This window comes from Pseudomonas hormoni (assembly GCF_018502625.1).
Classification (GTDB): Bacteria; Pseudomonadota; Gammaproteobacteria; order Pseudomonadales; family Pseudomonadaceae; genus Aquipseudomonas; species Aquipseudomonas hormoni.
On sequence record NZ_CP075566.1, the window covers coordinates 6,170,910 to 6,196,894 of the forward strand.

Below are 25,985 nucleotides of genomic sequence, written 5' to 3' on the forward strand. Positions count from 1 at the left end.
GCTCCCTCGCCACAGGTTACTCGCTGTTTCTTTATCCGGCGTGCGTTGCCTCGTTACGACCAGCGCTTAAAAATCAGCGACGTATTCACCCCACCAAACGCAAAATTATTGTTCATCACATACTGATTACTCATCTGGCGAAACTCGCCGCGCAGGTAATCAAGCTTGCCGCAGTTCGGATCAACTTCATCAAGGTTGAAGGTGTGCGCGTACAAATCGCGGTTCATCATTTCGATGCTGAACCAGGACTCCAAAGCACCACAGGCGCCGAGCGTGTGGCCGAGAAAACTCTTCTGTGAACTGATCGGCATGTGCTCACCGAACAGCGAACTGGTGGCCAGCGTTTCAGCGATATCACCCTGTTCGGTCGCGGTGCCGTGACCGTTGACGTAGCCAATGTCCGACGGCTGCAACCCGGCGTCTTCCAGGGCCAGTTCCATGGCCCGGCGCATGGTGGCCTGCTCTGGGCGGGTGGTGTGCTGGCCGTCGGCGTTGCTGCCGAAACCGACGAGTTCAGCGTGAATGTGCGCGCCACGAGCCAGCGCATGTTCCAGTTCTTCAAGCACCAGCATGCCGCCGCCTTCACCGATCACCAGGCCATCGCGACCGCTGTCGTAGGGGCGTGGCGACGTTTGTGGCGCATCGTTTTTCAGGCTGGTGGCGTAGAGCGCGTCGAAGACCATCGCTTCGGTGGGGCACAGCTCTTCAGCGCCGCCGGCAAGCATCAAGGGCAGACGGCCGAACTTGATCGATTCGTAGGCATAACCGATGCCCTGACTGCCGCTGGTGCAAGCGCTGGAGGTCGGGATCAGCCGGCCGGTGAGGCCGAAGAAGATGCTGATGTTCGCCGCCGTGGTGTGCGGCATCATGCGCACGTAGGAGTTGGCGTTCAGGCCTTCGGCCACGGAGTTAAGCAGCATGTTGCCGAACGCCTTGATCTCGTCGGTGCTGCCCGTGGAGGAGCCGCACGCGACACCCATGCGTCCGTCCTTGATCGACGCGTCACCGAGCAAACCCGCATCGGCCAACGCCTGTTCCGCTGCGCCGACGGCCAGGCGCGAAACCCGGCCCATGCTGCGCAGTTGCTTGCGGGTCCAGTGGCTCGGCACTTTGAAGTCGTCGATGGGACCGGCCAGGCGCGTGTTGAGTTCGGTAAAGCGATCCCATTCGTCCATCCGGCGGATACCGCTGCGGTTGGCCGCGAAGTTGGCGGCGATGGTTTCCCAGTCGCTGCCCAATGAGGTGATGCCGGCCATGCCGGTGACGACGACGCGCTTCATCAGCACAGGCCTCCATTGACGGCCAGCACCTGCCGGGTGATGTACGACGCTTCCGCCGACATCAGGAAATTCACCGCGCCGGCCACCTCTTCCGGGGTGCCCATGCGTTGTGCGGGAATCATTTTCATCAGTTCTTCCACCGGTACGTTTTCGTCGAGCATGGCTGTGTCGATCAAACCGGGTGCGACACAGTTGACGGTGATTTTGCGCTTGCCCAGTTCGATCGCCAATGCCTTCGCCGCGCCGATCAAACCGGCCTTGGAGGCACTGTAATTGACCTGCCCGCGATTGCCGATCAACCCCGAAACCGACGTGATACAGACTATTCGCCCGGCGGCGCGACGACGGATCATCGGCATCATCACCGGGTGCAGCACGTTGTAGAAACCATCGAGGTTGGTGCGCATCACCACATCCCAATCATCCTCGCTCAGCGCTGGAAAAGCACCGTCGCGTGTCAGGCCGGCATTCAGCACCACGCCGTAGTAGGCGCCGTGGCTTTCCACGTCGGCTTCGAGAACGGCTTTGCAACTGGCGCGATCGGACACGTCGAATTGCAGGATGCGCGCGTTGCGGCCCAAGGCTTCGACTTCGACCTTCACGGCCTCAGCGTCCGCCAGACCGCTGCGGCAATGCAGCACGATGTCATGCCCGGCCTGAGCCAGACGCAACGCAATAGCGCGGCCGATGCCACGGCTGGAACCGGTGACCAGTACGGATTCAGTCATGACTGGACTCCTGGGGTTTCATGAAGGTATTGAGCGGCCTGAGGCGGGCGGAACACGTTCAGACGAGCGGTGGCGTGAATGCCGGGTGCGTTGATGTGGCATTCGAACACGCCCATGCCGTTGTCGTCTTCCAGCGAGCGAATCCCGTGGATGGTCAGCTCGGTGCCCGCGGGGAAATGTTCGACGTTGCATTCGAATTTACGGGTGCCGAGCAAAAACCCCAGCGCTACCGCATCGCCGCGCTGGCGCGCATGGCAACCGGCGTAGGCGGCCACGCTCTGCGCCATCAGTTCGATACCGACCCACGCCGGCATGCTGCCGTCGGGACGACTGAACAGACCATCGGGTTTGACGGTAAGGCGGGTGTGGATCTGCTCGTCATCGAACGCCAGGATCTGATCGATGAGGATCATGTCGCCAGCGTGCGGCAGCAGTTCGGCGAGCGGCCAGTCAATCATGGGGCGTCTCCGATAATCAGGCTGACGTTGTTGCCACCGAAGGCAAAGGAGTTGCTCATCAGGTAGCGAGGTGCAATGGACGCCAGGCGATCGGTCGGGGTCACCCAATTCAGGGCCGGCAGTTCAGGGTCGGGCTGGCCATCCCAGACATGCGGCGGCAGCGCATGGTGTTGATTGTCAGCGCTCAGGCTCAACCAGCAGAACGCCGCTTCCAGCGCGCCGGCCGCACCGAGGGTGTGGCCGGTCATCGGTTTGGTCGACGAACAGGGTACGCCGGCCGGGAACAATGCCGACACCGCCAGGCTTTCCATGGCGTCGTTGTGCTGAGTGGCGGTGCCGTGCAGGTTCAGGTAGCCGATCTGTTCAGGTTGCAGGTTCGCCCGGCTCAAGGCTTTGCGCATCGCCTGCAGAGCGCCACGGCCAGTCGGTTCCGGCGCGGAAATGTGGTGCGCATCGGAACTGGCGCCGCTGCCGAGCAGGGCAAGCGACTGTTTGTCGCCAGCAACTTTAGTCATCAGGAACAGCACGGCGGCTTCGCCGATGTTGATGCCATTACGGTTCACCGAGAACGGATTGCAGCGTTGTTCGCTGACTGCTTCCAGCGCCGAGAAGCCGTTGAGGGTCAGTTTGCACAAAGTGTCGACACCGCCGCACAGCACCGCGTCGCACAGGCCCAGGTCCAACAGGCGCTGGGCACTCATCAGCGCCCGGGCGCTGGAGGTGCAGGCCGTGGAAATCACATAGGCCGGGCCGCTGAGTTGCAGCCAGTCGGCAAGAAAATTCGCCGGTGCGCCGAGTTCCTGTTGCTGATAGTCGTAATCGGCGGGGAACTGATGTTCGCGGATGTAATGGGCCAGCCCGCGACTGGCTTCATCAATCCCGGAGGTGCTGGTGCCGAGGATCACGCCGATGCGGTCGCGGCCGTAGGTCCGGATCGCTTGATCGATGTCGTCGCGAATTTGCAGCGCCGCTTCCTGTAGCAATTGGTTGTTACGGCTGCTTTGATTCGCCAGTTCTGCCGGGATCGGCGCCAGTTCGCCGCGCACCGCGGCCACCGGCAACGAGCGCTCCGGCACCCAGCCGGCCTCGCTGCGCATGCCGGAGCAGTCACCGGCAAACAGGTTGCGCGCGACTTCCTGTTTGCTACGGCCCAGGGCGCAGATCACCCCGAGGGCGTTGAGGTAGGCGGTCATGGCGTCTCACCGGTCAGGGGCGTGACTAAATACTTCGGACCTTTGGGCAGGTTCAATTCAAAGCTCAACGGTTGTGAGTAACGGACTTCCCATTGCGACGGCAGGGAGCGTTGTGCGCCATGCTGCCAGGCGTCGGGATAGTTACCAGGCAATTCATCTTTGGGCGTCAGCGCAAACAGCAAAGCGGCGAACAACTCCCGGGCTTCCGGATTGGGTGGCAGCAGGCCGTCAGCCTGCCATTGACCGTCGATCAGTTTTTGACGTGCCTGTGGAATGCCCAGCAAGTCCATCATCGACCAGCGAATGCCCGGGCCTTCACGGGCAATCACCAGCACCCAATCCTGACGCTGGCCGTCCAGCAGACGCTGGATGTGCAGTTGCTGTGGCAACGGCAGGTTCGGGGTCTGCTCGGGCAGCGGCGCGTGGCTGGTGCAGGCGCTCAACAGCACGATCGCGCCGATTAGCAAATATCTCAGTATCACCGCGAATCCTGTGGGAGCGGGCTTGCCCGCGATAGCGGCAGTACATCCAACACTTATGCTGACTGAACCGCCGCTATCGCGGGCAAGTCGGATCGCCGCACCGCCGCTCCCACAGGGTATGTATTTTGAGCGACTGACAATAAACATCACAAAGCACCTTCAAGCGGTTTGCGCGCCACCACATTGACCAGGGTTTCTTCCCGTTGGCCAAACGGTTTTGGCTGGCGCAGGCCAAAGCGTTCAAGCAAGCCGAAATCCTTGGCGCGACTCCACCACAAGTAGGGATAAGACACGTTTTGCGGGCCGAATTCGAAACCCTGGCGACGAATCATGTCGAGGTACCCGGCGGCGCTCTTTTGCACGTGCATCGGATGGCGGAACAGCCAGCGAATCACCCAGGTATCAATGTAAGCCTCGGTGGATTCAGCGAACAGCAGATAACCGCCGGGCTTGAGCACACGGTAGAACTCGGCCAGTGCCACTTCCTGTTCCACCAGATGGTGGAAGGTCTGGTGACAGAACAGCAGGTCGACGCTGGCATCCGGAACGGCAAGCGTGGCGCAGTCGCTGCCGATCAACTCCACGTCCATGCCTTGGCGTGCGGCTTCTTCACCACTCAGATCGAGGCTGTGCGGGTCGGCGTCCACGCCGATCAGGCGCTGTGGCGCAAAGGTCTGGCGCAGGTATTGGAACGACTTGCCCTGACCGCATCCGGCATCCAGCAACACCGGGTTGCCTGGCAACGGTTCGCTGAACAGGCTGCGCAGGTCATTGATCGCGACGCGCAACACATGGTGCTGCCAGGTGTGGCTGCGCAGGAACCAGAAACCGAACCGGGTCTCTTCGACGTAGTTTTCGCTCAAGTAGCTCAAGAGGCATCACTCGCGCAAATTTCCGAGAGCATGCGCAACCGGCGCTTGGCTTCGCTGACGAACGGATTACGCTCGTCCCACGCATAACCGGCCAGGATCGAGCTGATCATACGGCGAATATCCGCCGAGCCGCCCTCGTGATAAATCACGTCCTGGAACGTCCCGGCGTACCAGCCTTCGACGTAGCAGCGGAAGGTGTCGACGCCGCGCTTGAGCGGTTCGGCGAACTCGGTCTGCCAGTCGACGCTTTCCCCTTGCAACTGACGGTGCAGAACCCCGGCGGCCATGCTCGCCGAGCGCATGGCGATGGTCACCCCGGAGGAAAACACCGGGTCGAGGAATTCCGCCGCGTTGCCCAGCAGTGCAAAACCGGGGCCGTGCAGGGTTTTGACGTTGGCCGAATACCCGCCGATGGTGCGCGCCGGCGTATCCCACACGGCGTTGCTCAGCACGCCGGCCAGGCTCGGGGTTTCAGCGATGAACCCGCGCAGGCACTCGTCCAGATTCTCCATGCGGCCTTCATAGTGTTCGGCTGCCGCGACAACACCCACTGAGCAACGGCCGTTGCTGAACGGAATGGTCCAGAACCAGATATCGCGCTGGGTCGGGTGGGTGGTGATGAGGATCTTTTCCCGTTCGAAGGTCGGGCTGTCGATATGGTCTTCGATGTGAGTGAACACGGCTTGGCGCACTGGGAAATTCGACGGTGCTTCCAGGTCGAGCAAGCGCGGCAGGACACGACCGTAACCGCTGGCGTCGAGCATGAAGTCAGCTTCGATAGCGTACTCGCTGCCGTCTTCACGACGCACGCCGAGCTGCGGTTTCGCTCGATCGACATCGACGCTGACGATGGCTTCGCCGTAGCGGATTTCGACGCCCTGCAGCGCGGCTTGATCGGCCAGCAGTTTGTCGAAGTCGGCGCGCTGGACCTGGAAAGTGGTCGGCTTGCCGTGGCTGAACGTGTCGCCAAAATCGAAAGCGCTGTAGCGCTCGCCCCAGGCAAACGCTGCACCGTTTTTCAACTGGAAACCGGCGGCGTTGACGGCATCGAGCATGCCCGCTTCCTCGACGAAATCCAGGCAGTGCGACAGCAGGCTTTCGCCGATGGAGAACCTTGGGAAGTACTGGCGCTCGATCACCAGAACGTCATGCCCTTTGCGCTTGAGCAGCGCGGCGGCAATGGCGCCCGAGGGGCCGGCACCGATGATCACTACCTGACGACGTTCCATTTCAACGGTTGGCATGGGGGCTCCTTGCCGGGACGGCAGCTTTCAAAGGGATTCGGTGCATGCCGACCAATGCCGGCAGCAGTGTCGCGATCAAGCCCATCAACATCAGCGCAAAGTACAGCGGCGGGCTGATGAGCTGTTGTTGCAGCAGCAGGTTGAGAAAGACGATCTCGCTCAAGCCGCGAATGTTCAGCAGTACACTTTCGCGCCAGCGACTGGCACCGGCAAACGAGGCGCCGGCCCAGCCCAGACCCAGCCAGTTGCCCAGCAGTTTGCTGGCAATCGGCAACAGCAACAGCGCGGCCAGTTGCACCCAGCTCAGGCTGTCCATGGCGCTGTGGACATTGATCTGCACGATGCCGAACGTGAGGATCAGCGGGATCGCGACCCAGGTCTGCAAGCGATTCATCCAGATCGCCTGCACCGGCAACACCAGCGGTACCTTCAGCGCGGCCATGCACAGCAGATAGCCGATGCCGACTATCAGCGCATTGAGTTTGTAGTGTTCAGCCACCACCAGCAGCGCAAAGAAACACCCGCTGTAAAGCCGTGGCTGGCGCAGGCCGATAACCCACAGCAGCAAGGGAAAACAGGCGCAGGCCAAGGGCAGCAGCAGACTGCTCAGGTGCAGGCTGCCCTGAGCGATGGCGAACAGCGTCCAGCAAGTGAGGTCGATCAGGATCGCCGTCTGCACCAGTCGCCGGGTGGCGGTGGTCGGGTAACCGATATGCCGCAAGTACAGATACAACACCGGGATCGCGGTGATGGCAAACAACAGACCCACCGCCAGCGAACTGATCCACGGCTGGGGCGGTAGCCACCAGATCGCGGTGGCCAGGCCGCAGGCAAACGGAACGCAGAAACTCGGCAGGGCGATTTTCAGGCTCTGGCGATCGAGTCGCAGATCGATCACGTCGCTGAGGATGTAGCCCAGCAACAGCGCAAAACTCAGGCTGTAGAGGTTTTTCAGCCAGATGGGTGCGACCAGTGTCGCGCCGCTCAACTGCCAGTGGGGGTCGATCCAGAAGTACATCAGCAACGGCAGGCCGATGGTGGCCAGCAACAACTGGCTGACGATCGGGATCAGGCCGAAATGACGACCGACCCGCGTGGCCACGGCGAACAGCGCCAGGGCCATCGCCCAGAACAGCACGACCATCACGCTGCCGACTCCGCGACGCTGGTCGCCTGCACGTGTCGCCCGGCCCACGGCGCGAGCAGGAAGCTGAACGCCAGGCCCAGGCTCACCGACAGTCCGAAGTTACTCACCGCCGGTGTACTGGACACCGCCAGCAAACCGAACGACAGCCAAGTGGTCAGCGCCGCCAGCAAGGTGCCCAGCAGGCTCACGGCGGCACCGCCGACCTGTTCGCGCATGAGGATCGCGTAATCGACGCTGATCGCCGTCACCAGCAGCAGGCCGAACAGGCTGAATAACGTCAGCGGCTGTCCGAGCCAGCCAAGACTGGCAAGGCTGCACAGCGCCGCCAGCAGCGGCAGCGAAACGATGCGCAACGCGCCGCCGAGGCCGAACGGCAGAATCAGCACCAACACGATCAGCACGCAGGAGGCGAGTTTCAGTTCAGCGGCGCTGATCTGCGTCTCGGCAAACACGTTGTTCAATTCACCCAGTCGATCCACCAAATCCACGCCCGGCAAGTCCAGCGCCTGAACCCGCAGCAGCGCGGGGTTGTTCAGGCCTTGCAGGCTGACCATCGCCGCCACGCCGTCATCGGTCGGGCCCAGCCACAGCGTGCGCCAGGGTTCGGCCAACGGACCGGTCAGCGCGCTATCGATGTCTTCGACAGGCAATGCCTGCAGCTTCGCCAACTCTGCTTTCAGCGCTTCAAGCGGTACGCCGACGTCGAGCAGCGGTTGCCAGAATTGCGGCAACTTGTTCAGCGCTTCGCGCACTTGGTGTTGTTCGCGGGGCTGGCTGACCAGTTGATTGAGCGACAGATAGCCCTGGAGTTTGTCCAGGTTGACCAACTGATCGAGCCGCTCGCTCAGTGCGGTTTGGCGTTCGAGCAATTCTTGCTGATTGGCGGCCCGCACCAGGAAGAACTGGCTGGTGGGTTGGTAACCGGTGATGCGCGCAATGGTCCGGGCTTCGTCGGTCAATTGCTGCGGCGCGCCGACCCATTGGCGAATGTCGTTTTTGCTGTCGAGCTGCAACAGGCCGCCGACGCAGAAGGCAATCAGCAAGGCCAGCAGCACCGGCGTTCGCGCAATCCTGAGCAGCGCTTCACGACGATCAAGCAAATATTCGGACACCCGCAGCGGCCATTGCGCCGGGCGCAAATCCGCACCCTTGAGCAGCGCGGGCAGCAGGCACACGGCCGACAGGTAAGCGCCGAGCAGGCCGGCGGCGGAGAACACGGCGATCTGGGTCAGGGCCGGGAACGGCGTCCAGGCCAGCGCGAGGTAACCGATGCAACTGGTGATCAGGCTCAGCGTCAGGCCCGGTAATGTCAGGCGCAACGCCGGCCAGCTGTGCCAGGGTTTCAGGCTCCAGCTCTTGGACAAATAGTGCAGCGGATAATCGACCGCGACGCCGATCAGGCTGGAGCCGAGCACCAGCGTCATCACATGCATATGGCCGAACAGCGCCACACACGCCACCGCGCCGAACAGCATGCCCACCAGCACCGGGACGAACGCCAGCAACACGCGCAATCGGCGGAAGGCCAGCAGCAACAGCAACAGAATGCCGACGGTGGCGCCGCCGCCCACCCAGGTCATTTCCCGGGTGGCTTGTTGTTGACCGGCTGCTGCATAGAGCAAACCGCTGGCGGCCAGCAGTTGCACGTCGCTCTGAGCCGCTTCTTCGCGGCTGTGCCTGAGCAGTTCGGCCACTTGCAGCGGCAGGTTCATGTCGAAGGCATTGCCGGTGGTGCGTGCCCGCAGCAACACCCAGCTCTTGCCGTCGGCATCGGCAACCAGCGCACCGCTGCCGATGTCCAGTTGCACCGAACCGTGTTGCGGCTGGCTGTTCTGGATGCGTCCGGTCAGGCCCAGCCAGTCATCCTGGCTCGGCACCAGGCTGAAACCGGTGAACGGGTCGAACAGCGCCTGCACCCGTTGCTGGATAAAAATGTCGGGGTGCTCGATCAGTTGCTGTCGATCCGTTGCCGAGAGCATCGCCAGGCGGCCTTGCAGCAATTGTGTGCGCAGCGCCGGCAAGTCGGCTTGCAGGGTCCATTGGACCTTTTCGAACAAACCGCTGGCCTGCCATTGCTCGCCCAGTTTCTGCGCCATGGCGACCGCTTGCTGACGGTCCTTGTGACCGACCAGCACCAGCATTTCGCGGTTCAGCGGTTCTTGCATGCGTTGTTCGGCACGCAGTTCCAGCGCGTCCGGTGCCGTGCCCGGCACCAGCTCCATCAGGTTGGCAGACAGCGGTGCGCCGTCACGCCATTGCCAACCGGCGAGCGCGAGCACGGCCAGCAGCAGGATCAGAAACAGGCGTGGTAGCGCGCGTTCACTCGGCAAAGTCATGTTGCTCCGCGTCGCTCAACGGTTGGGCGCTGGTGCTGTCCTGCATGCGCAGCAAAGTGCTGTCGCCCTGGGTTTCCAGCAGTTCGATGCTGTGCACCAGTTCACCGCCGGTAATGTTGATCTGATTGAACACCTGCTTGAGCAACAGCGAGCGCGGAATCAGGGTCAGTTTCCAGTTCTGCGCATCGCCGCTCAGGGACAGTTCGAAGTCCCGTTGCAGCCCACTGCTGTCACCTTGCAGCACGGCGAGGAACAAGCGGTTCTGTTCAGCACCGGCACTTTTGCCCGGCAGCATCTGCCAACCGCTGGCGTCACGCCGCGCGATGCCTTTTGCGGTGATGCGGTAATCCTGTTGCAGCGGGGTTTTCAGCAGCCAGAGCAGGCCGTGGTTTTTCGCAAGAACGAAGGTGCCCTTGCTGGTCAGCGGCTGGGGCAGGGCGCGCAGATGCTTTTCCTGGATGAAATTGCCATGAATCACATCGGGTTTGGCCAGTTGATCGCTGAGTTGTTGCAGATCGAAGGCGTGAGCCATCGATGACAACCCGAGCAGCACCAGCGCAGCGAGGTATCTGAACACCCGTGGCGAGCGAGCTTGCTCGCGCTGGGCTGCGTAGCGGCCCCAATACGTCGACAAGGCTTGACGCGGTTGTGAGTGCTGCGCACTCAAGCGCGAGCAAGCTCGCTCGCCACAGGGAACGGGGTTGGCATCAAGAGAGGTGTCGATTCCCGGGTTCATGCGAGCATCCTTTCTACGGCATCGGTGAAGATTTTGGGCGAGGCCAGCTGCATTTCGCGGCTGCTCATGTCGACGGCCACCTGCACGGAACTGGCCCGGGTCAAACGTTCACCGGTTTCCAGATCGCTGATCAGGTAGTTGATCTTCAACCGGTTCTCCCACTCCACCAGATTCGCCCGCACATTCAGCTTCTGGCCGAACACGGCGCCGCGCACGTAGCGCAATTGCAGGTCGATCACCGGCCAGGCGTAGCCCGACGCAACCATGGCGTCGTAGTTGTGGCCGATCCTGTCCAGCAATGCGCAACGAGCGATTTCCAGGTATTTGACGTAATGGCCGTGCCAGACGACGTTCATGGTGTCGACGTCAAAGAACGGCACGAGGATTTCCGTATCGGTGTGAAGCACTCCCTTGCTACGCATGCAGCCTCCAGTGTTGCTCGGCAATCCGTTTCAGGCACAGGCGCAATTCACCTTCCAGTGCGCGATCTTCGATGACCGGCGGGAAGTCCTTGGCCAGCTCTTCGTGCATGGCCGCCAGCGCGGGTGGCAACGGGCGGGCATCTTCAGCTTTGCTGCGCAGCCACACGCCTTGATTGGCGGCGAGCAGGGTGGCGGCGGCGACCTGCTCGGTCAGCTCCAGCACGCGGATCGCGTCGCGGGCGGCGATGGTGCCCATGCTCACCTTGTCCTGGTTATGGCATTCGGTAGAGCGTGAGAACACGCTGGCCGGCATGGTGTTTTTCAGGGCTTCGGCGGTCCAGGCGCTGGTGCCGATCTGCACGGCTTTGAAGCCGTGGTTGAGCATCGCGCGATCCGCCGTGGCACCGGACAAATTGCTCGGCAAGCCATGGTTGTAACGCTCGTCCACCAGCAATGCGAGTTGACGGTCGAGCAGGTCGGCCACATTGGCCACCAGGTTTTTCAGGCTGTCCATGGCGAACGCGATGTGGCCGCCGTAGAAGTGCCCGCCGTGCAGCACACGTTCGGCTTCGGCGTCGATGATCGGGTTGTCGTTGGCGCTGTTGAGTTCGATCTCGATGAACGAGCGCAGCCAGTTCAGGCTGTCGGCCAGGACGCCGAGCACGTGGGGCGCGCAACGCAGGGAATAGCGGTCTTGCAGGCGATGCAGCGGCGCGGTCGGTGCGTCGATCGCCAGATCCTTGCGCAGCCACGCGGCGACTTGCATCTGCCCCGGATGCGGTTTGGCGGCGAACAGGCGTTCATCGAAGTGCTCCGGATTGCCTTGCAGCGCGACCACGTTCAGCGCGGTGATGCGGGTGGCCAGTTGCAGCAGGTAATCGGCGCGGGCGTAGGCCAGACAGGCGAGGCCGGTCATCACGGCGGTGCCGTTCATCAGTGCCAGCGCTTCTTTCGGGCGCAGAACCAGCGGCTCCCAACCCAGTTCGCGGTGCACGTCCGCGGCCTGGCGGCGTTCGCCACGGAACATCACTTCGCGCTCGCCGGACAAGGTCGCGGCCACATATGAAAGCGGCGTCAGATCACCGCTGGCGCCCACGGAGCCCTCTTCCGGGATCAGCGGCAGGATGTCGTGTTCGAGGAACGCTTGCAGGCGTTCCAGCAGTTCCACGCGCACACCGGACACGCCGTGGCACAGCGACTGCAAACGCGCCGCGAGCACCGCGCGGGTGGCTTGGGCGTCGAGCAGTTTGCCCAGCCCGCAGCCGTGGAACGTGTACAGATGACGGGGCAACGCCTCGACGTGATGCAACGGTACCGCGACCACGCAGGAATCGCCGTAACCGGTGGTCACGCCATAGATCACACCTTCCTTGTCCAGCAGGGAATCGAGGAATCGCGCGCCCTTGGCGATGCGCTCGCGGTACGCAGGATCGTCCTGCAACTGCGTCGGCACCTGACGGTTGGCCAGGGCCAGCACGTCTTCGATGCGCAAAGGGAGTTCGCCGAAGGTTACCGGCTCAAGCGTTGGCGTCGTCATCGGTCTTCCAGAAAGGGTAAAAGTTGAACCATTGTTGAGGCGCTTCGAGGCAATAGTGACCCAGGCGTTCGGCGTAGCGGGAAGCCCACTGATGAATGACCTGTTCGCGGTCGCTGCGCTTCCAGGTGATCGCGTCGGCGAAGGGCTCGAGGGTCAGTCGATAATCGCCGTCGGGTTTCTTCAGGCACAGCAGCAGGTTGACCGGGCATTTCAACAGCCCCGCCAGCAGCCACGGCCCTTGCGGGAATTTTGCGGGATGGCCGAGGAAATCCACGGTCACGCTGCGCCCGCCGTGCAACGGCACGCGATCACCGGCAATCGCCAGCCACTCGCCGCGCTCCAGGCGCTCGTGCAGTTGCAGCATGATCACCGGGTCCAGTTCGCTGACCTGAATCAGCCGCAGATTGGTCGCCCCGGCTTCGCCGAGCAAACGGTTGAACTGCTCGGCGTGCTTGGTGTGCACCAGCACGTTCATGGTGACCTTTTCGCCGATCTCCGCCAGCGCACGGCACACCTCGAGATTGCCCAAATGCGCGCCCACCAGCAGTTGTCCGCGGCTGCCGCGTAACTGATTGCGCAGCAGCGCCGGGTCGATGATTTCGATCTGCTCGATGCTCAGCTTGCCGTTCCACACGTCGAGTTTGTCGAGCATCGAATCGGCGAAGGCCATGAACTGGCCGAACACGCGCCAGTGGGTCGGGCGCAATTCGTCGCGACCGCTCCAGTCGGCGAGGCGTTGCTGGTATTGCCAGGCGCTGTGGCGGGCACTGCGACCGAACAGGAAGAAGTACAGGACAATGCCGTACAACAACGGGCTCAACAGTCGGCGGCCGAGTACCTTGGCGCCGAACGCGGTGAGCTTCATCAGCCAGAAACTGCCACGCTCCTGGCGGTCGGCCCAGTGTTCTTTATCTGCGTTGATGCTCATGCTCGCCACCGTCGCCAGAGGATCACCGGCGCCCGCAGCAACATGCCGAAGAACAGCCGGGTGTGCATGCTCGAAATCAGTACATTGTCGTGGAACATGCGGAAGTGTGAGACACCGTCCAGCGGGTAATGCACCTTGGTCGGCAGCCACTGCATCGGCTGATTGCGCCAGGCCAGGCGCACCAGAATGTCCGAGTCGAAGTCCATGCGCTTGCCGATCTTCGCCGAGTCGATCAGCGCCAGGGTCGGCGGCAATGGGTAGACGCGGAAGCCGCACATGGAATCGCGAATCTGCAGCGACAGGGTGTTGATCCAGACCATCACGTGCGTCAGGTAGCGGGCGTACAGGCGACCTTTCGGCACGCTGGCGTCATATTGCGGATAGCCGCAGATGACCGCGCGCGGATGGGCGCGTGATTGTTCGATGAAGGTCGCGACGTCTTGCAGGTCGTGCTGACCGTCTGCATCGACCTGCAAGGCGTGGCTGAAGCCCAGGCGCGAGGCCTCGCGCAGGCCAGTCATGACCGCGCCGCCCTTGCCCTGATTGGCGGCGAGGCGGATCAGGTAAACCATCTCGCGCCGGGCCAGTTGATCGAGCACCACCGCGCAGGACGGGTCGCTGGCATCGTCGACCAGAATGCACGGCAGGCCGCGGGCGATGAGTGCGTCGACCACGGTTGTGATGGCGGTTTCGTGGTTGTAGACGGGCACGATGGCGCAGGGGTTATGCATGATTTGAAACCTCCGCAAAACCCCTGTGGCAAGAGAGCTTCCTGTGGCGAGGGAGCTTGCTCCCGCTCGAGTGCGGAGCACTCGCCATGAAATCGGCGCCGAATGGTTTTGGGTCTGCTTCGCAGCCCAGCGGGAGCAAGCTCCCTCGCCACAGTAGGACTCCACACCAAAAGTTATGCTTCACCTGCCGCCTCCAGCAAAATCCGCCCACTGGAGCAGGTGGCGGTCTCGTTGCGGTACGCGAAGTACAATTTGCTGCGTACCGGATCGAATCGCAGGTGCAATTGGACTTCATCGCCCGGGCGCACCAGTTGCTGGAATTTCAGCACTTCCATGCCGGCGAACTTTTCCGGCAGGTTCATCAATTGCTGGCCAAGGTTCAAGGCCCACTCCACCTGCACCACGCCGGGCAGAACCGGCGCCTGGGGGAAGTGGCCGCTGAAGTAAGCGAGGTCCGGTGGTATCGCCAGTTGCAGGCTCCACTCGCCATCGGTTTCGGCCTGCTCCAGCACTTCCGGCGCTTTCGGGCGCGGCGCCAGCAGCAAGGCTTCCACGTCGGCCTGAGGCAATTTGCCTTGAGTGTTGAGCGGCAGTTGTCGCAGCAGGCGCCAGCGTCGCGGCAGCGCAAGGGCTTCGCAATGCTGGCTGAGGTGTTGGCGCAGTTCCTGAGTGAGGGTGCGTCGACCCTGATTGCGCAAGGCATGCAAACCCGATTCGCTGAGAACCAGCAATGCACCCAGCGAGGCGCGATTCTCCTGAACCACGCCGAGGCGCGCTTCCGCGACCCATTCGTGGGCCATCAGCGCCTGCTCCAGCATCGGCAGCGAGATACGTTTTTCTTCCAGTTTGACGATCCGGTCCAGCCGTCCGAGCAATTCGAAGCGGCCGTCGGCGGCGATTCGCGCCGCATCTGCAGTGTGTTCTACGTGACCGGGCGGCAGATACGGCGACGCAATGAGCAGCGCGCCGTCGCTGTCCTGGCTCAATTCGATGCCGGCAAAGGCTTGCCAGAGATCGTTGCCCTGACGCCAGGCGATGCCACCGGTTTCTGAACTGCCGAGGATTTCCGTCGGCCACTGTTGCAGCCGTTTTTGAAGACTTTGTGCAGCCTCGGCGGGTAACGCGCCGCCAGAGGAAAACACCCGGCGAACCGCGCTCAGCGCCGGCCAGTCAAGGTTGTCGCCCATGCGCTTGAGCAGCGCCGGGCTGGCGACCCAGGCAAAGGCCGGGTGTTCGCGGCTGGCGCGCTGCAAATCTTCCGGAAAGGCCAGTTGCTTGCGCAAAAACGAACGCCCGGCACACAGCGGCCATAACACCCGAAACAGCAAACCGTAGATGTGCTGGGTGGCAACGCTGCCGATGATGCAGGCCTCGCCCAGATCGGCACCCCAGAGCTGCTCCAGCGCTTCGACTTCATTGGCCAGTTGGCGCAGGGTCTTGTCGATGCGCTTGGGTTCGCCGCTGGAACCGGAGGTGCATAGGCTAAGCGTGCAGCGATCCAGGTCCAGGGCAGCGGCGGTCAGCGGCGCGTGGCGATAGTCGCTCAGATGCGCATCATCGGCCTGATCCGTCAGCCAAAGATCGACTTCGCTCGACCAGCGCTGGCGGGTTTGCGGTTGCAGATCGGCAGGCAGCAGCACGCTGACCCCGGCGCGCCAGGCACCCAGCAGGGCAATCGCCAGGTCGGCGGCGTCTTCGAGGTGCACGGCGATGCGCCGCACATCCTGCGCTTGCAGGCCGGCGGCCAGGCTGAGGGCCTGTTCGCACAGTTGTGCTTGATTCAGCACCGGATCGGCCGTCACGGCGCGTTCCGGTTGAGCCTTGAGCAACAGTTGCTCAAGTTTTATCCAATTCATGGGTGGCCTCGTACCCGTTGTCGTATGAGCCATTCAATGGCAAACATCAGGCCGATCAATCCATAGGAGATCAGGCCGGTGTACAACATCCACCAACTCAGCGGCGCCCAGAGGGTCAGGGCGGCGGCGCACAAACCGTTGCAGAGAAAAAACACACACCAGGCAATGGTGACCTGGCGGGTATAGCGAATCGCTTTGGCCGGCAAGCGTGGTTCCCGCAGGCGGGCGAGGCGTTCGATCATCGGCGGGCCGTATTTCAGGCTCAACCCGAACAGCACCAGCATGAAGCCGCTGATCAGCACGGGATACCAGCGCAGCATGGCGGGGCTGTCGAACAGGGCCAGCAACAGGCAAAACACGATGGCAACGGTGGCCATCCACAGGCTTCCTGGCCGGCGCACGCCCGTCAGCGCCCGAGCCAGCCACAGGCTGCCCAACAACAGACCGAACTGCCACGGGGCAAAATGTTCCATGCCGAAATACACCGCGAAGGGGTACAGCAGGCCCGCCAGCAGCAGGCCAAGGCCGATCAGTCGGCTCATGCGGCGGGTTGAACCAGACGGTAGACCGCCTCGACGACGTCGCTGACGGTACGCACCGTTTTGAATTCTTCAGCGGCGATTTTCTTGCCGGTCTGGCGCTTGATGTGGTCGATCAGGTCGACTGCGTCAATGCTGTCGATTTCCAGGTCCTGATACAAGTTGGAGTCGAGGCTCACACGCTCGGGGTCCAGCTCGAAGAGTTCGACCAAGGCATCGCGCAAGGTATTAAAAATGTCGTCACGAGTTTGCATGGTCCGGTCTCAAGCTGCCTGTTTTGCGGTGACGAACGCCGCAAGGCTCGCCACGTTGCTGAAGTGATTGCGGGTGTCCTTGGCATCGGCGTCGATTTTGATGCCGTACTTTTTCTGGATCGCCAGGCCAAGCTCCAGGGCGTCGACGGAGTCCAGGCCCAGGCCTTCGCCGAACAGCGTCTGGTCGTCGCCGATGTCCTGGACGCTGATGTCTTCAAGGCCCAGGGCGTCGATGATCAGTTCTTTGATTTCACGATGTAGTTCGCTCATCTTCGGCGAGCTCCTTAATAAAGTAGTGATGCAGGTAGTCATTGAGCTTGCGCGAGGCTTGAGGCGCAGGGCCTTGCGCGGCGAAGGCCTGTGGGTCTATATCGGCCCCGACCCGGAAACTGAAGTGCACGCGGCGTTTGGGGATCCGATACCAGGGTTCGGCCTTGGTCAATGTGGTCGGGCTGACCTTGATTATCACCGGGGTGAGGATTTTCGCACCGCGCAGTGCGATCGACGCCGCACCCCGATGAAAGGAGGGCGTTTCGCCGGGCTGAGTGCGGGTGCCCTCCGGAAAAATGATCAGGGTCTGGCCGCTTTTCAGTGCGTCGGCCGCAGCATCGAGCATGTCCATGCTGCCGTCGTTGCTGATGTATTCGGTGCGGCGTAGCGGGCCGCGGGTAAAGGGGTTTTCCCAGAGGCTGCTTTTGACCACGCAATTGGAGTGGCGCACCAGGCCGATCAGGAACACCACGTCGATCAGCGATGGGTGATTGGCAATGATCATCTGCCCGGGTCGACCGAGCTTTTCCGCGCCCTGAATGTCGTAGGTCAGCACGCCGGTGCGGGCCATGAACCGGACGAAAAACCAGAAACAGCGGCTGACGGTTTGCCGCGCGCGTAGCCGATGCGTCTGTGCGCTGCCGGGCAGGCAGCTCAGCACCGGGAAAACCAACAGGCGCAGGCACAGCCCGCCCAGTCCGAAGAGGGTGAAGCTAGCGGCGGTGGCCAGCAAACGCCAGTAATAGGCGTCGCGGTGTTTTTCACTTACGGGTTGCGTTGCCAGGTCCATACACGATTTTTCCAGGCATGTTGGCAGGTGGTCTGCTGGCCGAGCAGGGTACGCAAGAGATTCAGGGCATGGGGCCAGTGGGCGTTGGACAACTCATCCGAAGTGCTGTTCAGGGACAGCTGCCAGTCGTTGCCGGGTGTCAGCAACAAACCCACCGCGTACGGGAAAGGCACGTCGTCGATCCAGTCCGAATAGGCTTCGGGCGGCTGCTCTTCGGTGACCACCAGCAGGACTGCCGGCGCGCCTTCGGCAAGCAGTGCCGCCGCCTCTAGCATGCCGTGTTCAAGACCATCGCCGGCGGCGGCCAGGGCGGTCATTTCGCTGGTTTCGCCGCGCATGATCGACCACAGGCCGATGACCGCGTTATGCACCGACAGGCTGAACTGGGTCGGCGACAGTGGCTGATCGGCGGCCAGATCGCTGAGGATATCGAAGGTGCGCGGGGTTTCGCCGTGGCGAGAAATAAAGACCAACGGTAGGTCAGGGCGACCATCGGCCAACGGCCAGCCGACACTGAACGCCATCCGCGCAAGACGGCTGAGCCGCCGCCGCTGCATGGCCGGCAGGAACGAGACGTCGGGGGCGGCATCGCAGCTTGGCAGCGCGACCGGTTGTCGGCTCCAGGCCTGCCAATCGTCCACGCTTTCGAGCCCAGGGGCCCACGCGCGCCATTGGGCGATGTTGAAGTTGATCACAGGCATTCATCCCGCCCCTGCGGGCTTTCTTGACGCGGCGAGTCGAAAAAAACAGCGGTTCACCTGACGTGACGCCGAGCGCCGAGTGGCGCGCATTATCCCGGTGCGGCGAGCGCGTAGCAAATGCTGGTTACATTTTGCCCAACGAAATGTACCGATTGGTTCGTGAGTGGATGTCGTTTGGCCATTATCCACATCGGGTCGCGTATGTCTGTCGGCTCCGGGAGCATTTTTCTGGACGAGATGGCGGCTTTTTCAGTGAGCGTTTGCACCTGACTGCGTAGTCCCTGTGCTGGCGAGGTAGCTAAGCGACGCCGTGGACTACTACACTCGGTCATTCTTTGATACACGGAGGTTTTGACATGCGGCGCGTGGTATTCAATCAGAAAGGCGGCGTAGGCAAATCCAGCATTGCCTGCAATCTGGCCGCGGTCAGTGCCAGCAAGGGCTATCGAACCCTCCTGGTGGATCTCGACGCTCAGGCCAATTCTACCCAGTACCTCACCGGGCTCACCGGTAATGACATCCCGATGGGTATTGCCGACTTTTTCAAGCAGACGCTGTCTTCGGTGCCGTTCTCGAAGAAAAACCAGGTTGATATCTACGAAACCCCGTTCGACAACCTCCACGTCATCACCGCCACCGCCGAGCTGGCCGACTTGCAGCCCAAGCTTGAGGCGAAACACAAGATCAACAAGCTGCGCAAATTGCTCGAGGAGCTGGACGGCGATTACGACCGAATCTACCTCGACACCCCGCCAGCGCTGAACTTTTATGCGGTTTCAGCCTTGATTGCCGCTGATCGGGTGCTGATTCCCTTCGACTGCGACAGCTTCTCGCGTCAGGCGCTGTACGGCTTGCTGGCGGAAATCGAAGAATTGAAGGATGACCACAACGAAGGGTTGGAAGTTGAAGGTATTGTCGTCAACCAGTTCCAGGCTCGCGCCAGCCTGCCGCAGCAAATCCTCGATGAACTGATTGCCGAAGGTCTGCCGGTGTTGCCGGTGTATTTGGGTAGTTCAGTGCGCATGCGCGAATCGCACCAGGCCAACACACCGCTGATCCATCTTGATCCACGGCATAAATTGACCCAGCAGTTCGTCGAGTTGCATAACCTGCTGGAAAACGCCTGATCCCCGCCACAACACCGAACCCCTGTGGGAGCGAGACCGGCTTGCCGGCGATGGCGGAGTGTCAGTCGACATCGGTTTTGACTGTAATACCGCTATCGCCGGCAAGCCGGTCTCGCTCCTACATTTGATTTGTGGTGGCTTTAGATTCCCTGGCTACGCAACCAGCTCATCAACTGCGGTAACGGGAAGGCCCCGCTCTGGCGCGCCACTTCCCGGCCGTTCTTGAACAAAATCAGACTAGGAATCGAGCGAATCCCCAACTGCGCCGACAACTGCTGGTTGGCCTCGCTGTCCAGCTTGGCCAGCCGGCACTTGCCCGCCAGTTGCCCCGCCGCCTGCTCGAACACCGGCGCAAACGACTTGCATGGCCCGCACCAGTCCGCCCACACGTCCACCAGCAACGGCAGATCACCTTTGATCTGACTGGCGTAATCACCTTGTTTCAGCTCGAACGGTTTGCTCAGCAAGACCTCGGCCTTGCAGCGGCCGCATTTTGGCTGGTCGTTGAGACGCTCGGCGGGGATGCGGTTGAGGCCGTTGCAGTGGGGACAGGGGATGAGGAGTGGGTCGGTCATGGGGGTGGTCCTTTTAAGAAGCCGTCCCCCTGATTTGGAGACGTTTGCTCATATTTTCAACCGTTCGAACAAGCGCAGCGAATCTACGCTAGGAGAGCGTTGGCGCGCCGCTGGTCGGTTTAAGATTATCGCAACTTGCGATATTCGCCCCCTGTGGTTAACTCATCCATAGCAAATGCGATAAGGAAATTGCATGCGTGTGTTTTCTGAAAAACGAATATGGGATTCAAAGGAAAAATGGCCACATTCAGCAACTGCGCTTGACCATTGGTATCGACTGGTCAAGCGGAACAGTCCTTGTGATTTTGCCGCCATGAAGTCGTTGTTTTCTGCCACCGACAAGGTTGGGGAGTTACATGTATTCGATATCGGGGGAAATAAGCTGCGCTTGATTGCATATTTCAGGTACCGGAGCCAGAAGCTGTACATCAAACACGTGCTGGATCATCGCGAATATGACCGAGGAAAATGGAAGGAGGGAAAAGAATGAGTGCATTGATCAAGCAGGCGGCTGAGCACTGGGAGTTTGTCTCGCCGTTGCTGCGCAAACCAAAAAACGAAGACGACTACGACAGGCTGGTTCTAGCGCTCGATGAGTTGCTCGAAATAACCGGTGATGACGAGTCGCACCCACTAATGAGCCTTGTCGACATCATCGGAGACTGGATAGAGGAATGGGATCACAAACATCGCCCCATGCCCGAAGCCAGCGGTGCTGATGTTCTTGGTTACTTGATGCGGGAGCACGGTTTGACCCAGAGCGATCTGCCTGGTGTTGGCACTCAATCGGTAGTATCCGAGATCTTGAGCGGCAAGCGTCAGCTCAACCTGCGGCAGATCCGTTGGTTGGCCGAGCGCTTCGGTACGTCAGTGGAAACCTTTATCTAGCCAGGTTCAGGACGAACAACTGATCTCCAAATGCTTCCCCCATTCCGGCGGCCGCTCTGCATAGCTTTCCATCCCCGGTTGCTCCTCGAACGGCTTGCTCAGCACCGCGTGCAGCCGGCGAACTTCTGAATAGTCACCGTTTTCCGCCGCATCAATGGCTTTTTGCGCGAGGTAGTTGCGCAGGATGTACAGCGGATTGACCGCGTGCATGCGTGTGCGGCGCTCTTCCTGATCAACCGTGCCTTCGCGAGCAACCCGCGCGACATAGTGCTCGGCCCAGGCATCGAAGCCCTTGATGTCGACAAAGTCGTCGCGCAATCGGGCAACGGCCAGTTCCGGTGATTCATCGCCGAGGCGGCGGAAGAACAGGCTGTAGTCGACGCCGCTGTTCTGCATCAGTTGCAACAGCTGTTCCAGCAGTTTCTGGTCGTCGTCTTCGGCGGTGGTGAAGCCGAGGCGGCGGCGCATCAGGTGCAGGTAGTGAGCCTGGAACAGCGGCAGGTACAGACCCAGGGTTTCGCGCAGGGCCTCGACGCTGATGAACGGCGTCAGGGCTTGAGCCAAAGCGCTGAGGTTCCACTGACCGATCGGCACCTGGTTGCTGAAGGAGTAACGGCCCTGGTCATCGGAGTGGTTGCAGATGAAATTGGCGTCGAAGTCATCTAGGAAGGCGAACGGGCCGAAATCGAAGGTGATGCCGAGGATCGACATGTTGTCGGTGTTCATCACGCCGTGGCAGAAACCATAGGCCTGCCATTTGGCGATGAGCTCGGCATTGCGCTCGACGATTTCGCGGAACATCGCCAGGTACGGTTCTGGTTGTTCGAGGCATTCGGGGAAGTGCATGGCCAGCACGTGTTCGCCGAGTTCCTTCTGTTTCTCGGGGCGCTTGGTGTAGTAGAAATATTCGAAATGCCCGAAGCGCACATGGCTCGGCGCCAGGCGCAGGACCATGGCGGCGCGCTCCTGTTTTTCGCGCCACACCGGCGTGTCGGAGCCGATCACGCACAACGCACGAGTGGTCGGGATGTTCAGCGCATGCAAGGCTTCGGAGGCGAGAAACTCGCGGATTGACGAACGCAGTACCGCGCGTCCATCGCCCATGCGCGAGAAAGGCGTCTGGCCGGCACCCTTGAGGTGCAGGTCCCAATGCTCGCCGGCCTCGTTGTAAACCTCGCCCAGCAACAGGCCGCGACCATCGCCCAACTGTGGGTTGTAGGAACCGAACTGATGGCCGGAATAGACCATCGCCCGAGGTACCGCATCGGCCCAGAGCTTGTGGCCGCTGAACAGCTCGGCGAACTCCGGGGTTTCGGCCACGGCGGGGTCGAGATCGAGCAATGCCATGGCGGCGGGGCTGGCCACCACCAGGCGCGGGTTGTCGATGGGCTCGGGCAGCACGTGGGTGGAAAACGTATCGCCCAGGCGATCGAAGCGGTTATCGAAGGTCAGTTCGTCGAGGGCTTTCACCGGCCATCTCCAGCAGAATGTCCGAGCATTCTGCTAGGGACAGGGCGGTTAGTCGAGCTTGGCGGGCGGCGGCTCTTGTAGCGGATTGCCATCGGCCCGGGGCCCGATGGTTTTGGTTTCCGACTCGATCGGCACGATTTTGTATTCCTCGCCATGAAGGTTCTTGAGGTAAACCTCCATCTGCCGGAACGAGATGTTGATGTGCTGCTTCTTGAACTCGCGATTGATGAACCGGTTGACCTCGTCGAGCACCGGGTTGCGGTCACCGAGGTCGCGTACGTGCATTCGCAGCTCATGGTCGAGGGTGCTTTCGCCGAAGTTCAGGAAGTACACGTGGGGTTCCGGGTCTTTCAGTACGCGCGGGTTATCACGGGCGGCCTTCAGCAGCAGTTCTTTCACCAGGTCCAGGTCCGAACCGTAGTCGACGCCGAGCTTCAAGGTCACCCGGGTGATGGTGTCGGTCAGGGACCAGTTGATCAGTTGCCCGGTAATGAACGTCTTGTTCGGGACGATGATGTCCTTGCGGTCGAAGTCGGTGATGGTCGTGGCACGGATGCGGATCTTGCTCACCGTGCCCGACAGGTTGCCGATGGTGATGGTGTCGCCGATCCGCACCGGGCGTTCGAACAGGATCATGATGCCGGAGATGAAGTTCGCAAAAATCTCCTGCATCCCGAAACCGAGCCCGACCGAGAGCGCGGCCACCAGCCATTGCAACTTGTCCCAGCTCACGCCGAGGGTCGACAGAGTCGAGACGAAACCGACGCCGGCGATCACGTAGGACAGCAACGTGGTGGTGGCGTAGGCGCTGCCCTGGGCCAGGTTCAGCTTCGACAACACCAGGACTTCCAGCAACCCCGGCAAGTTGCGCGCGAGGGCGAAGGTGATGCCGATGATGATCAGCGCGCCGAGCATGTCGCCGATGCTGATCGGCACCATGCTCATGTTGGCGCCGGTGCCGCTGGTGTATTCGTAAAGGGTGATGTTGTCCAGGTAGGAGAACACCGAGATCAGGTCCGACCAGACCCAGTACAGCGCCGCCATGAACCCGCCCAGCAGCGCCAGACGAATCAGGCGCAGCGACTGTTCGTTGACCTTTTCGATGTCCAGGGTCGGCTCTTCGATCACTGCTTCGCCGTCGCCGGCCTCTTTGGCGGCCTGGCGTTTGGCCAGCGCTCGCTGATAGGCCAGACGCCGTGCGGCAACACTGAGGCCGCGGACGAAGGTGGCTTCGATCACCAGCCAGAACATCAGCAGGTAAAGGGTGTTGATCAAGCGGTCGCTGAGTTTCAGCGCGGTGTAGTAGTAGCCGAAGCACACCGCCACGAACAACGCGACGGGGAGGACGGTGAACATGATCCCGACCGCTTTGCGGAACAGTGAGGCGTTTTCGTGCGTCGGGCTGCTGATCAGCAGGCGGCTGAGCAGCCAGGCCATCAGCGCGTAGCAGGTCAGTACCACCGGCATGCCGAGCACATCATCGGCCAGTGCCGCCGGTTGCAGTTCGGCAACCGCCACCACGGCAACCAGGGCCATCACCACCAGCCCCAGTCGGCGGACCCAGCCCTGGAGGAATTCGACCTGGGGTTTTTCCCAGCGGAAATGCAGTTCGGCCACGCCACCCGGCGCGAGGATCCGGTAGGCGGTGTAGAACACCAGCCAGGCCTGGGCCATTTGCAGCAATGCCGAGCCCATGTTGGCGTTTTGCCCGCGGGCGTCGATCTGCAAGGCCAGGCCGCACAAGGCCAGGCCCAGCGCAACCGGCAATGCCAACAGAATATTGATCAGGATCGCCTGCGGCGTGTGCAACTGGCTGTCGCGCTTGAAGTGGCCGATGTCCTGGTGAACCTTGTTCAGTCGGGCATACAGGCTTTTGCGTCGCCACAGCAGGGCACCAATCAGCAGCACCAACGGCAGAAACAGCAGCGGTCGCTGTGTCAGGCCGTCGATCAATTCGCTCACGCTCGACGCCAGCGGCAGGGTCGCGACCTGGCGTTGCAGACGCTCCGGCACGCCGCGCATCCATTCAGGATCGAGCGGCTTGTTGCTCGGAATCCAGAACATCTGCTCATCGAGGGTCGCCCGCAGGCTTTGCGCGGTGCTGAGCAGTTGCTTCTGATTGAGTTGCAGCGTGATCGATTCGTTAAGCACCGCGCTGAGTTCGCGGTTCAGCCGCTCCAGCAGGTCGGCGCGGGTCGTGGCCAGTTCCAGCAGGCTCTTGCGCAGTTGCGGGGTGACTTGCTCGGGCGGTTGGGTCGAGAGCAGGTTGTCGACGTAGGCCGCCGGGTTGCTGAGCAATTCCCGTTGCTGGCTGACTTCGAATTGATACAGGCGGATGTCGGCAATCTGGTCGGCCAGGTCACGGTCCAGCTTGAGGCGCGGCAGGCCCTGTTTCTGTTTGTAGAGAATCTTCGACAGCAGCAGGCTGCCCTTGAGCACGTTGATTTGCTCGTCCAGGGCCGAATCGCTCTGGGTCACGTTGTCCAGCTGCTGTTTGGTTTGCAGGTTCTGCTGGGTGACGACATTCAAGCGGTCAGTGCTTTTGAGCAGGTAGTCGGAAAGCTTCAGGTTGGCCGCGCTTTCGGTGGCTAGCAGGGCGCTGCTGCCGGACTTCTGGGCTTCGATGGACTGCTGCGTTACGGTCTCCTGAGATTGGGCCAGGCGCTTCTGGTTGATCAGGGTTTGCAGCTCCTGGATTTCCCGGTCCAGGCGATCGGTTTTTTCTGTCAGCAAGTCATGCTGACTGTTGCCCAGATCCTGCAGCTGGCTGTTGCCGGCCAGTTCCTGGCGGCGCAGCGGGATCAGCGCGTTCAGTGCCGCCAGCTCGGCATTGAGCAGGTCACGCTGTTCGCCGCTCAAGGTCTTGCCGTTGTCTTTGCCGGCCTTGAGGATGTTATTGATCTGCTGGATGCGCGTCTGGCTGGTGGATATTTCAGCCTGGGCGCGTTCAGGCCGGGTCTGGGCGGTAATGACCAGGCTGTTCGCTTCGGCGAGGGCTTTTTGCAAGTTGCTTTGCAGGGTCGAGCGCTCGGTGAGCATCTGTTCCAGCTGCTGAATGGACTCTTTGGTATAGCGTTGCGCCACCGGCGGCAGGCTGGTGGCCTTGAGGCGAGTCAGTTCGCGCTGGTTCTCGATGTTCTGCTTGGGCGCGGTGGCGAGTTGCTGCTTGAGATCGGTCAGCTTCTGCTCGTAGTCACGCTTATTGTTGAGCTGGGTCAGCGTGTTTTGCAGCAGGGTCTGCAGGGCTTTTTGATCGGCTTCCGGCAGTTTGCGCTCGGCGATCTTGTCCAGGTTTGCCTGCACGGCTTCGCTGGACGGCGGTTCGGCCGCTTGCAACGTACCGACAGAAAGACTCAAGCCCAGCAGGGCCATGATGAAAAAGGTGCGCAGGGTTGACATAGAGACCGATCGAAAACGAGAC

Annotated in this window: 26 protein-coding genes; 3 read left to right on the top strand and 23 right to left on the bottom strand. The window is 61.5% G+C overall.

The genetic code is table 11. The annotated features are described in order from the left end of the window. Positions 1 to 53: 53 nt before the first annotated feature. The 20 genes from KJF94_RS28695 to KJF94_RS28790 all read right to left on the bottom strand — a co-directional run bounded on the left by KJF94_RS28695 (position 54) and on the right by KJF94_RS28790 (position 18,504). Entirely contained in the window at positions 54 to 1,280 is a 1,227-nt protein-coding gene (locus KJF94_RS28695) for a beta-ketoacyl-ACP synthase (RefSeq protein WP_214380325.1), read from the bottom strand. Further along, positions 1,280 to 2,008, bottom strand: coding sequence for a 3-oxoacyl-ACP reductase FabG (gene fabG / locus KJF94_RS28700; RefSeq protein WP_214380326.1), 729 nt, complete (start codon positions 2,006 to 2,008; stop codon positions 1,280 to 1,282). Before fabG ends, KJF94_RS28695 begins: the two co-directional genes overlap by 1 nt. Continuing rightward, on the bottom strand, positions 2,005 to 2,466 hold the full coding sequence (locus KJF94_RS28705; protein WP_214380327.1) for a hotdog family protein: 462 nt from the start codon (positions 2,464 to 2,466) through the stop codon (positions 2,005 to 2,007). Before KJF94_RS28705 ends, fabG begins: the two co-directional genes overlap by 4 nt. Continuing rightward, positions 2,463 to 3,659, bottom strand: a complete 1,197-nt coding sequence (locus KJF94_RS28710; RefSeq protein ID WP_214380328.1) for a beta-ketoacyl-[acyl-carrier-protein] synthase family protein — start codon at positions 3,657 to 3,659, stop codon at positions 2,463 to 2,465. Before KJF94_RS28710 ends, KJF94_RS28705 begins: the two co-directional genes overlap by 4 nt. Further along, positions 3,656 to 4,288 (bottom strand): hypothetical protein, encoded by a 633-nt coding sequence (locus tag KJF94_RS28715; RefSeq protein ID WP_250548202.1) that lies wholly within the window; start codon positions 4,286 to 4,288, stop codon positions 3,656 to 3,658. Before KJF94_RS28715 ends, KJF94_RS28710 begins: the two co-directional genes overlap by 4 nt. Then, positions 4,288 to 5,013: a class I SAM-dependent methyltransferase gene (locus KJF94_RS28720; protein WP_214380329.1), complete on the bottom strand. Its 726-nt coding sequence runs from the start codon at positions 5,011 to 5,013 to the stop codon at positions 4,288 to 4,290. Before KJF94_RS28720 ends, KJF94_RS28715 begins: the two co-directional genes overlap by 1 nt. Then, a complete protein-coding gene (locus KJF94_RS28725) occupies positions 5,010 to 6,257 on the bottom strand; it encodes an NAD(P)/FAD-dependent oxidoreductase (protein ID WP_214380330.1) in 1,248 nt (415 codons plus the stop codon). Before KJF94_RS28725 ends, KJF94_RS28720 begins: the two co-directional genes overlap by 4 nt. Further along, positions 6,244 to 7,401 (bottom strand): cation:proton antiporter, encoded by a 1,158-nt coding sequence (locus KJF94_RS28730; protein WP_214384974.1) that lies wholly within the window; start codon positions 7,399 to 7,401, stop codon positions 6,244 to 6,246. The genes KJF94_RS28725 and KJF94_RS28730 overlap by 14 nt, the downstream gene beginning before the upstream one ends. After that, positions 7,401 to 9,740, bottom strand: a complete 2,340-nt coding sequence (locus tag KJF94_RS28735) for an MMPL family transporter (protein WP_214380331.1) — start codon at positions 9,738 to 9,740, stop codon at positions 7,401 to 7,403. Before KJF94_RS28735 ends, KJF94_RS28730 begins: the two co-directional genes overlap by 1 nt. Next, entirely contained in the window at positions 9,724 to 10,272 is a 549-nt protein-coding gene (locus tag KJF94_RS28740; RefSeq protein WP_214384975.1) for an outer membrane lipoprotein carrier protein LolA, read from the bottom strand. The genes KJF94_RS28735 and KJF94_RS28740 overlap by 17 nt, the downstream gene beginning before the upstream one ends. Positions 10,273 to 10,472: 200 nt before the next feature. After that, positions 10,473 to 10,898: an acyl-CoA thioesterase gene (locus KJF94_RS28745; protein ID WP_214380332.1), complete on the bottom strand. Its 426-nt coding sequence runs from the start codon at positions 10,896 to 10,898 to the stop codon at positions 10,473 to 10,475. Beyond that, the gene (locus KJF94_RS28750; protein ID WP_214380333.1) at positions 10,891 to 12,435 is read right to left on the bottom strand and encodes an HAL/PAL/TAL family ammonia-lyase; all 1,545 of its coding nucleotides are present in this window, start codon (positions 12,433 to 12,435) and stop codon (positions 10,891 to 10,893) included. The genes KJF94_RS28745 and KJF94_RS28750 overlap by 8 nt, the downstream gene beginning before the upstream one ends. Continuing rightward, positions 12,416 to 13,363, bottom strand: a complete 948-nt coding sequence (locus tag KJF94_RS28755) for a lysophospholipid acyltransferase family protein (RefSeq protein WP_214380334.1) — start codon at positions 13,361 to 13,363, stop codon at positions 12,416 to 12,418. The genes KJF94_RS28750 and KJF94_RS28755 overlap by 20 nt, the downstream gene beginning before the upstream one ends. Then, entirely contained in the window at positions 13,360 to 14,094 is a 735-nt protein-coding gene (locus tag KJF94_RS28760; protein ID WP_214380335.1) for a glycosyltransferase family 2 protein, read from the bottom strand. Before KJF94_RS28760 ends, KJF94_RS28755 begins: the two co-directional genes overlap by 4 nt. Before the next feature lie 173 nt (positions 14,095 to 14,267). After that, complete coding sequence (locus KJF94_RS28765; RefSeq protein WP_214380336.1) at positions 14,268 to 15,950, bottom strand: acyl-CoA synthetase family protein; 1,683 nt, start codon at positions 15,948 to 15,950, stop codon at positions 14,268 to 14,270. Beyond that, complete coding sequence (locus KJF94_RS28770; protein WP_214380337.1) at positions 15,947 to 16,492, bottom strand: COG4648 family protein; 546 nt, start codon at positions 16,490 to 16,492, stop codon at positions 15,947 to 15,949. The genes KJF94_RS28765 and KJF94_RS28770 overlap by 4 nt, the downstream gene beginning before the upstream one ends. After that, positions 16,489 to 16,743 carry an acyl carrier protein gene (locus KJF94_RS28775; RefSeq protein ID WP_084320988.1) on the bottom strand — a complete coding sequence of 85 codons (255 nt, stop codon included), beginning with the start codon at positions 16,741 to 16,743 and terminating at the stop codon, positions 16,489 to 16,491. The genes KJF94_RS28770 and KJF94_RS28775 overlap by 4 nt, the downstream gene beginning before the upstream one ends. A gap of 9 nt (positions 16,744 to 16,752) precedes the next feature. Continuing rightward, positions 16,753 to 17,013 (bottom strand): phosphopantetheine-binding protein, encoded by a 261-nt coding sequence (locus KJF94_RS28780; protein ID WP_214380338.1) that lies wholly within the window; start codon positions 17,011 to 17,013, stop codon positions 16,753 to 16,755. Next, on the bottom strand, positions 16,994 to 17,803 hold the full coding sequence (locus KJF94_RS28785) for a lysophospholipid acyltransferase family protein (protein WP_214380339.1): 810 nt from the start codon (positions 17,801 to 17,803) through the stop codon (positions 16,994 to 16,996). Before KJF94_RS28785 ends, KJF94_RS28780 begins: the two co-directional genes overlap by 20 nt. Then, positions 17,779 to 18,504: a beta-ketoacyl synthase chain length factor gene (locus tag KJF94_RS28790; RefSeq protein ID WP_214380340.1), complete on the bottom strand. Its 726-nt coding sequence runs from the start codon at positions 18,502 to 18,504 to the stop codon at positions 17,779 to 17,781. Before KJF94_RS28790 ends, KJF94_RS28785 begins: the two co-directional genes overlap by 25 nt. A gap of 356 nt (positions 18,505 to 18,860) precedes the next feature. On the opposite strand from KJF94_RS28790, the gene KJF94_RS28795 reads away from it, so the two are divergent. Then, positions 18,861 to 19,631: a ParA family protein gene (locus tag KJF94_RS28795; protein ID WP_214380341.1), complete on the top strand. Its 771-nt coding sequence runs from the start codon at positions 18,861 to 18,863 to the stop codon at positions 19,629 to 19,631. A 140-nt stretch (positions 19,632 to 19,771) separates the two neighbouring features. Here KJF94_RS28795 and trxC read toward each other — a convergent pair whose 3' ends face one another. Then, positions 19,772 to 20,206: a thioredoxin TrxC gene (gene trxC, locus KJF94_RS28800; RefSeq protein WP_214380342.1), complete on the bottom strand. Its 435-nt coding sequence runs from the start codon at positions 20,204 to 20,206 to the stop codon at positions 19,772 to 19,774. A 193-nt stretch (positions 20,207 to 20,399) separates the two neighbouring features. On the opposite strand from trxC, the gene KJF94_RS28805 reads away from it, so the two are divergent. Beyond that, positions 20,400 to 20,696: a type II toxin-antitoxin system HigB family toxin gene (locus KJF94_RS28805; protein ID WP_214380343.1), complete on the top strand. Its 297-nt coding sequence runs from the start codon at positions 20,400 to 20,402 to the stop codon at positions 20,694 to 20,696. Beyond that, positions 20,693 to 21,094: a helix-turn-helix domain-containing protein gene (locus tag KJF94_RS28810; protein ID WP_214380344.1), complete on the top strand. Its 402-nt coding sequence runs from the start codon at positions 20,693 to 20,695 to the stop codon at positions 21,092 to 21,094. Before KJF94_RS28805 ends, KJF94_RS28810 begins: the two co-directional genes overlap by 4 nt. Positions 21,095 to 21,100: 6 nt before the next feature. On the opposite strand, the gene selO is transcribed toward KJF94_RS28810, so the two are convergent. Together selO and mscK are read right to left on the bottom strand one after the other, a co-directional pair. Continuing rightward, on the bottom strand, positions 21,101 to 22,564 hold the full coding sequence (gene selO / locus KJF94_RS28815) for a protein adenylyltransferase SelO (RefSeq protein ID WP_214380345.1): 1,464 nt from the start codon (positions 22,562 to 22,564) through the stop codon (positions 21,101 to 21,103). Positions 22,565 to 22,612: 48 nt separating this feature from the next. Next, positions 22,613 to 25,963 (bottom strand): mechanosensitive channel MscK, encoded by a 3,351-nt coding sequence (gene mscK, locus KJF94_RS28820; protein WP_214380346.1) that lies wholly within the window; start codon positions 25,961 to 25,963, stop codon positions 22,613 to 22,615. Positions 25,964 to 25,985: the final 22 nt, after the last annotated feature.

Coding starts and splice junctions, on each gene's coding strand:
- KJF94_RS28695 (WP_214380325.1), bottom strand. CDS start 1,280: ATGAAGCGCGTCGTCGTCACCGGCATGGCCGGCATCACCTCATTGGGC.
- fabG (WP_214380326.1), bottom strand. CDS start 2,008: ATGACTGAATCCGTACTGGTCACCGGTTCCAGCCGTGGCATCGGCCGC.
- KJF94_RS28705 (WP_214380327.1), bottom strand. CDS start 2,466: ATGATTGACTGGCCGCTCGCCGAACTGCTGCCGCACGCTGGCGACATG.
- KJF94_RS28710 (WP_214380328.1), bottom strand. CDS start 3,659: ATGACCGCCTACCTCAACGCCCTCGGGGTGATCTGCGCCCTGGGCCGT.
- KJF94_RS28715 (WP_250548202.1), bottom strand. CDS start 4,288: ATGTTTATTGTCAGTCGCTCAAAATACATACCCTGTGGGAGCGGCGGT.
- KJF94_RS28725 (WP_214380330.1), bottom strand. CDS start 6,257: ATGCCAACCGTTGAAATGGAACGTCGTCAGGTAGTGATCATCGGTGCC.
- KJF94_RS28730 (WP_214384974.1), bottom strand. CDS start 7,401: ATGGTCGTGCTGTTCTGGGCGATGGCCCTGGCGCTGTTCGCCGTGGCC.
- KJF94_RS28735 (WP_214380331.1), bottom strand. CDS start 9,740: ATGACTTTGCCGAGTGAACGCGCGCTACCACGCCTGTTTCTGATCCTG.
- KJF94_RS28740 (WP_214384975.1), bottom strand. CDS start 10,272: ATGGCTCACGCCTTCGATCTGCAACAACTCAGCGATCAACTGGCCAAA.
- KJF94_RS28745 (WP_214380332.1), bottom strand. CDS start 10,898: ATGCGTAGCAAGGGAGTGCTTCACACCGATACGGAAATCCTCGTGCCG.
- KJF94_RS28750 (WP_214380333.1), bottom strand. CDS start 12,435: ATGACGACGCCAACGCTTGAGCCGGTAACCTTCGGCGAACTCCCTTTG.
- KJF94_RS28755 (WP_214380334.1), bottom strand. CDS start 13,363: ATGAGCATCAACGCAGATAAAGAACACTGGGCCGACCGCCAGGAGCGT.
- KJF94_RS28760 (WP_214380335.1), bottom strand. CDS start 14,094: ATGCATAACCCCTGCGCCATCGTGCCCGTCTACAACCACGAAACCGCC.
- KJF94_RS28765 (WP_214380336.1), bottom strand. CDS start 15,950: ATGAATTGGATAAAACTTGAGCAACTGTTGCTCAAGGCTCAACCGGAA.
- KJF94_RS28770 (WP_214380337.1), bottom strand. CDS start 16,492: ATGAGCCGACTGATCGGCCTTGGCCTGCTGCTGGCGGGCCTGCTGTAC.
- KJF94_RS28775 (WP_084320988.1), bottom strand. CDS start 16,743: ATGCAAACTCGTGACGACATTTTTAATACCTTGCGCGATGCCTTGGTC.
- KJF94_RS28780 (WP_214380338.1), bottom strand. CDS start 17,013: ATGAGCGAACTACATCGTGAAATCAAAGAACTGATCATCGACGCCCTG.
- KJF94_RS28785 (WP_214380339.1), bottom strand. CDS start 17,803: ATGGACCTGGCAACGCAACCCGTAAGTGAAAAACACCGCGACGCCTAT.
- KJF94_RS28790 (WP_214380340.1), bottom strand. CDS start 18,504: ATGCCTGTGATCAACTTCAACATCGCCCAATGGCGCGCGTGGGCCCCT.
- KJF94_RS28795 (WP_214380341.1), top strand. CDS start 18,861: ATGCGGCGCGTGGTATTCAATCAGAAAGGCGGCGTAGGCAAATCCAGC.
- trxC (WP_214380342.1), bottom strand. CDS start 20,206: ATGACCGACCCACTCCTCATCCCCTGTCCCCACTGCAACGGCCTCAAC.
- KJF94_RS28805 (WP_214380343.1), top strand. CDS start 20,400: ATGCGTGTGTTTTCTGAAAAACGAATATGGGATTCAAAGGAAAAATGG.
- KJF94_RS28810 (WP_214380344.1), top strand. CDS start 20,693: ATGAGTGCATTGATCAAGCAGGCGGCTGAGCACTGGGAGTTTGTCTCG.
- mscK (WP_214380346.1), bottom strand. CDS start 25,963: ATGTCAACCCTGCGCACCTTTTTCATCATGGCCCTGCTGGGCTTGAGT.